Origin of the sequence: Xanthovirga aplysinae (assembly GCF_009711365.1) — a bacterium.
GTDB classification, from domain to species: Bacteria; Bacteroidota; Bacteroidia; order Cytophagales; family Cyclobacteriaceae; genus Xanthovirga; species Xanthovirga aplysinae.
This window is the reverse complement of sequence record NZ_SMMB01000822.1, coordinates 1-4,333: the sequence shown is the minus strand read 5'-3', so window position 1 is coordinate 4,333 and position 4,333 is coordinate 1. Positions and strand designations below refer to the sequence as shown.

Below are 4,333 nucleotides of genomic sequence, written 5' to 3'. Positions count from 1 at the left end.
ATAAATTTTCCTGGATTTTAACCAATACTGTTGAGGAGTAAATGAAACAGGCTAGAGTCATTTAATAGAGACCTATGTTTGGGTCAATATTTAATTTTTCTTTATCTGGTTTTTGATTTTAAATTTAATTATTATTTTTAATATCCTGTAAATCAATACTTTGTATTGTAGACCACCCTTATTCTTTACCCTCTTTTTTTCCTTTTCAAACTGAAAACAAAAAAATCATAACATTACTGTTAATTACGACCAAATTACCACTTTCTACCAAAGAAGATGGAAAGTGGAAGGAATGTATAATTCCTTAAAACAAAACACTATACTCAGTGAATCACCAATAAAAAATGGAGAAAACCCAGTGAAATTACATATTTACTTGGACGTTGGATTTTGTAAAATTAGAGCGCCTTAAAGCCAAAGAACGATCGAATCAAGCATAGTAATATTTAAAGATCGTCAAAGCTGTCTTTGAGGAGATCCATAGGCTTCAAACTTCCTAAATGTCATACCTTATTAAGGTAAATTTATTATCAAAACCATATTCGAACGAAAGCTAAATTATAAATAATACCATAATGAAAAAGACCATTCAAAAACAGATGTTAAAGGTTTCCTTTCTTTTAGTTCTGTTTTCTAGTAGTAAAAGTACCGTCTGGGGACAAGGCTCTCGGGTTCCCTGTGGTACGGAAAAGGCAATGAAAAAACACTACAATAAAAACCCAGTTAGTAAACAGCAGGCCTTAGAATTTGATCAATTTACAAGAGAATTTGTCCAGAATACGGAGGTAGGCAGAATGATGAGTCATACCACCTACACTATTCCTGTGGTTGTCCATGTCTTTGGGGAGGATTTTGAGGGCTATTCTGTAGATGATAATATCATCAAAACAGCTCTTGAGAAGGTGAATGAAGATTTCCACGGACTAAATCCAGATTTTAATGAGGTTATTCCGTTATTCCGAAACAGGAGGGGTACACTAGATGTTTCTTTTGAACTGGCAAAACTTGACCCTAATGGTAATCCTACCACCGGCATTAATTACTATCCTCAAAAGTCTGGTTTTGGTCAAGATGATACCTATGATGACCAGATAAGGCAATATGCCTGGGATAATTATAAATATATGAATCTCTATGTAATGCTGGATTTATATGCAGATGGGGCAACCAATAATTCCGGTGTGGGCTGGTACCCAGACAGTGGGATGTCTGACAACAACACCGCAAGAATAGTTTATAACGGAAGATATCTTTGGGGTAATGACGTGGATAATGAATTCCAGGCTACACTAACACATGAGTTTGGGCATTATTTAAACCTTATCCATACTTTTGAGGGAGGATGTAATGAAGGAGATCAGGTGGATGACACTCCGGCAACTACTGCTAATTACGACTGCAATACTACCACAGTACTGTGCTCAGGAGCCGGCATTCCCAATGCTTCTAATTATATGGATTATTCTTCTTGCCGGAGGATGTTTACGGTGGGGCAAATAAACCGAATGTCGGCTGCTTTGCAACACCCTTCCAGGCATCCCTTATGGCAGGAAAGTAATCTTCAAAGTACAGGAATTTATGGGTTAGGCCCACACCTCCTGGCTTCTGGTTTCAGGTTTTATGAAGACGTTCAAAATAATGGGGGTATTGAAAATAGTGTAACTGTTACAGCCGAAGATGGTGCGGAGTTTGCCGTTACCGATGGTGATTTGATTGAAGGGATACATTTTACTGCTTCCAATATTCCTTCAGGCCTTAGCGTTCGCATACAGGCTAACAGTTCTACTTCTGTTACTGTGAGCTTTGAAGGAAATGCCTCCTTCCATAGCGACTCCAATGATTTAGAAGGTTCCATCACTTTTTTAAATCCTGCTATTGTAGGAGGAACCTCAGGTTTGTTTAATCCTTCTATTAATAATCTCTTGTTTGATTTTATAAATCCTTATCAAATTGTTTATGGGGATATGGACAATGTTTTTGTCAACACCACATTTTTCACATGGGTTCCTTTTGAGTTAGGGGTTGGAAATGCAACATTTGGGGGCTTTGTTTTCCCGGAGGCAGAAAATAACTTAAAATTGGAGTCCGGTAGTAAAGCCTTGGTGTGTGAAAATAACAGCAGGAATATAAGTTTATTGGAGAAAGGAGACCCTATTAACTCTTCAAATAACTGGGTTGAAGGAGGATTCTGGAATGAAATCCTGGATTTAAGGTCTACTTCCTATAGGGCCTGGGAGGGCCGAAGCGGCTATATTGGATTTCAGTTTACCAATGAACAGGGAAGGGTGGTAAATGGGTGGTTTCAGGCTTCGGTTTCTTCTGACGGCACCTCTTATACCCTTTATGATTTTGCTTACCATGAAGATCCTAATGCAACTCTTTACGCTGGGGAGTCGGGTTTGGGTAAGCGACTAGCCCTTTCAGAGAACTTATTTTTTGAGGATGATTTAAATGATGGAACTATTGCTGGAGATATAGTTATTTCTGCTGAAGAAGGCGCTCAATTTGCCGTTGCTAGTGGTTTCATGACAGAAGGGACACACTTTACCACCTCTAATGTGCCGTCCGGCTTAAACGTACGAATACAAGCCAACGGTGGTAATTCTGCTGTATTGACCTTGGAAGGTACCGCTTCTTCGCACAATGGTTCCAATGATATTTCGGACCTAACCGTTAATTTTTTGGATGCAGCGTTTATAGGTAGTGCTTCTTCAATTTATAATGCTTCTTTTGCTGTTGTCTTGGATTTTGCTAATCCCTATGAGGTTATTTATAAAGATATCGATGATATAACCGTGAACAGCGGAAATACCTGGGGTTGGTTTTACTTACATGATGGGCGCATCGATGACTTTGTTTCTTTTATGAAAATGGAGAATTGATGTTTGAGACTTATGGAAAACCCTTTATTTGTGAGGGAAATACGAAGAATGTGTCCCTTTTATATGAGGGTGACCCTATTAACTCTTCTTCTAATTGGGTTTTTGGAAAACAATACCCCGACTTTCTTAAGGTTAGAACTTCTTCCTATAGGGTTTGGGATGGGCAGGAAGGTTATATAGGCTTCCAATTTCTTGATGAGCGAAAAAAAATACTAAATGGATGGTTCCATATTTCTGTTAATGCCAGTGGTTCTTCTTTTACTCTTCATGATTGGGCCTATAGTCAGGATCCTAATGCTACTTTATATGCGGGAGAAACTTCCGGTACTGGAAACCCTCCATCAGGTGATTATTGTTCAGCATCCACCGATTTGGACTATAATGAAATAACTAGGGTACAATTTGCGGGTATAAATAATGCCTCATCGTGGAATGGCTATTCGGATTTTACTTCCCAAACGGCAAATGTTAGTGCCGGACAATCGTACCCACTGGAAATATCTGTTTTAAATGGTCATTGGCCGGATGTTGATGTACAGGCCTGGGTAGATTGGAACAGTGATCGTGATTTTAATGATGAAAATGAATATGTTTATTTTAAGCGTGGTTCAGGATCTTTTAATGGTACGGTAAGTGTACCTTCATCTGCTCAAAGTGGCACCACCAGAATGCGTGTAAGGCTTGCTTATGGAAATACTCCAGGGCCTTGTGGAGTTGATACATACATGGGTGAGGTAGAGGACTATTCTGTAAATATCTCTGGTGGAGCTTTAGCGGTAAGAGAACCAACTGTAATGAGAACAATTAGCTTGTACCCTAACCCGAATGAGGGGTTATTTATGGTTAAGTTAAATAGATATGATGAGAGTTGGGTTACGCTTAAGATAGTTAATATGGAAGGTAAAGTGGTATACGAAAAAATCTCCTTTATTCAAAAAGAAGCCCCTTACGAAAGCGTAAATCTACGTAATTATCCAAAAGGATTGTATAATTTATTGGTGATAAGTAAGGATCACTTAGGCACACAAAAAATTGTGGTCAAATGATTAACGACTAAATAAAAGAGGAAGACTGCCCTTAATAAAAGTGGCTCTGTTGCAAATTTGAAAATTTGGCTGTTCCAAGCAAATTGTCGCCGGAAAATAGGTTGTTCATTTTTAATTTGAAGGAATTAGAATTGTATAATACTTGCCACAAAGAAACTTTGCAACAGAGCCAACCATACCATTTTTTACTGTTGGGTTCAGTGATATGCTCCGGAAATGGAGAAAAAGATCTCTTGGTACTTAAGGGACGAAACAACAGGCTCTTGGCGAATCGATGAGACCTATATTGATATGCTCCCCCCACTAAGCTAGTGCTATAGTGGGGGAATTTTAGGCAACGCTTGAGCTCAATGCTGTACATTAGCGCCCACGGGTATATCCACCCTGAGAGATTCCTATCTCCAA

At 38.8% G+C, this 4,333-nt stretch carries 2 protein-coding genes and 1 pseudogene; all 3 read left to right on the top strand.

Features of this window, described 5'->3' with window-relative positions:
* Positions 1-575 precede the first annotated feature (575 nt).
* Positions 576-2,882, top strand: a complete 2,307-nt coding sequence (locus E1171_RS06250) for a M43 family zinc metalloprotease (RefSeq protein WP_155205155.1) — start codon at positions 576-578, stop codon at positions 2,880-2,882.
* Positions 2,882-3,928, top strand: a complete 1,047-nt coding sequence (locus E1171_RS06245; RefSeq protein WP_155205154.1) for a GEVED domain-containing protein — start codon at positions 2,882-2,884, stop codon at positions 3,926-3,928. The genes E1171_RS06250 and E1171_RS06245 overlap by 1 nt, the downstream gene beginning before the upstream one ends.
* A 171-nt stretch (positions 3,929-4,099) precedes the next feature.
* Positions 4,100-4,216 (top strand): annotated as a pseudogene (locus tag E1171_RS24425) (IS6 family transposase); the annotation flags it as partial.
* Positions 4,217-4,333 lie beyond the last annotated feature (117 nt).